Here is a 1,996-nt window from a genome sequence, read left to right on the forward strand (position 1 = left end):
CCGTTGAGTTGCATCACCTGCACCACCAGCCAGCTCAGGGAACTGGCGGCCGGGGTGCGCTCTACCCCCTCGTTGGCGATTCCCGATTTGACAGCATGCTGTCGTTTAACTATACTTTCAGACATGACAACATTCTGTCATATCCGGATTTTCCCAACAACCTGCAACCGTCAAGGAGTCGCCCCATGCAAAAGACCTATACCGGAAGCTGCCACTGCGGCGCCGTCCGTTTTGAAGCCGACATCGACCTCAGCAAAGGCACGGGCCGCTGCAATTGCTCCATCTGCACCAAAACCCGCAACTGGGGCGCCATCATCAAACCCGACGCATTTCGGCTTCTGGCCGGCGAGAACGAACTGAGCGACTACCAGTTCGGCACCAAAAGCGGCCACCATTTGTTTTGCAGGCACTGCGGCGTGCGGCCTTTCGGTCGGGGCTACGTGGAGCAGATAGGCGGCGACTATGTATCCATCAACATCGCCGCGCTGGACAACGCCGAGCCGGCTGAACTTATCAGCGCGCCGGTCAACTATTCGGACGGGCGCAACAACGCCTGGTGGAACACCCCTGCCGAGACGCGGCACCTCTGATTCATCGCGGGCATTCACCTCCCCTGAACGATGTCGGTCAGGAATTGAGGAAGGTCAGGTCAGGCCTTAGCCCACTACAACGCAACGCGGCTTTCCGTTCGTCTATTTATGCAAAGCGACTGCTTTGCAAAATGCATATACTTCAACGGCCCCTCCCCGCCAGCCCTGCGTTCCCGCCTTCCCGAGGAAAGCCATCATGAGCATCGAAGCCTTTATCTACGACGCCATCCGCACGCCGCGCGGCAAAGGTAAAAAAGACGGCAGCCTGCACGAGGTCAAGCCCGTCAACCTGCTGGCCGACGTGCTGACCGACCTGCAACGGCGCAGCGGCTTCGACACTGCGGCCATCGACGACGTGGTGATGGGCGTGGTTTCACCGGTGGGTGAACAGGGCGCGGTGATTGCCAAGGTGGCCGCGCTCAAGGCCGGCTGGGATTTCCGCGCCTCGGGCGTTCAGGTCAATCGCTTTTGCGCCTCGGGCCTGGAAGCCGTGAACATGGCCGCGCAGAAAGTGCGCTCCGGCTGGGAAGACCTGGTGGTGGCCGGAGGCGTCGAGAGCATGAGCCGTGTACCGATTGGCGCCGACGGCGGCGCCTGGGCGCAAGATCCGGAGACCAACAGCGCCACCCTGTTTGTGCCGCAAGGTATAGGCGCCGACCTGATCGCCACGATGGAGGGTTTCAGCCGCGCCGACGTGGATGCCTTTGCGCTCGAAAGCCAGCAGCGCGCTGCCCAAGCCCGCGCCGCTGGCCACTTCGCAAGCTCCGTCGTACCAGTCAGGGATTTTCTGGGCCAGACGATTCTGGCCGAAGACGAATTCATCAAACCCCACACCACGCTGGAAGGCCTGGCTTCACTCAAACCGGCCTTCGAGCAGCTGGGCGGCATGGGCTTTGATGCCGTGGCGCTGCAGCGCTATCCGCAGGTCGAGCGCATCCACCACGTGCACCACGCCGGTAATTCGTCGGGCATTGTGGACGGCGCGGCCGCTGTGCTGGTGGGCTCGGAAGCCGCCGGAAAAATCCACGGCCTCAAGCCGCGCGCCCGCATCGTGGCCGCCGCCCTGAGCGGCGCCGACCCCACCATCATGCTGACCGGCCCCATGCCCGCCACGCGCAAGGCGCTGGCCAGGGCCGGCATGACGGTGGAGCAGATCGACCTGTTCGAAGTCAACGAGGCTTTTGCCGCCGTGGTGATGCGCTTCATGAAAGAGATGAAGGTGCCGCACCACAAGGTCAACGTGAACGGCGGCGCCATTGCCATGGGCCATCCGCTGGGCGCCACCGGCGCGATGATCCTCGGCACGCTGGTCGACGAGCTGCACAGGCGCAAGTTGCGCTACGGCCTGGCCACGCTGTGCGTGGGTGGCGGCATGGGCATCGCGACCATCGTGGAAAGAATATGAC

General features: G+C 62.9%; 2 protein-coding genes. Both read left to right on the top strand.

From position 1 onward, the window contains the following. The first annotated feature begins 185 nt into the window (after positions 1-185). Positions 186-590 carry a GFA family protein gene (locus AC1D1P_RS21925; RefSeq protein WP_477669376.1) on the top strand — a complete coding sequence of 135 codons (405 nt, stop codon included), beginning with the start codon at positions 186-188 and terminating at the stop codon, positions 588-590. Between the two features lie 196 nt (positions 591-786). Further along, positions 787-1,995, top strand: a complete 1,209-nt coding sequence (locus tag AC1D1P_RS21930; RefSeq protein ID WP_477669375.1) for an acetyl-CoA C-acetyltransferase — start codon at positions 787-789, stop codon at positions 1,993-1,995. Position 1,996: the final 1 nt, after the last annotated feature.

The sequence above is a fragment of the Polaromonas sp. P1_E1_2 genome, from assembly GCF_056406035.1.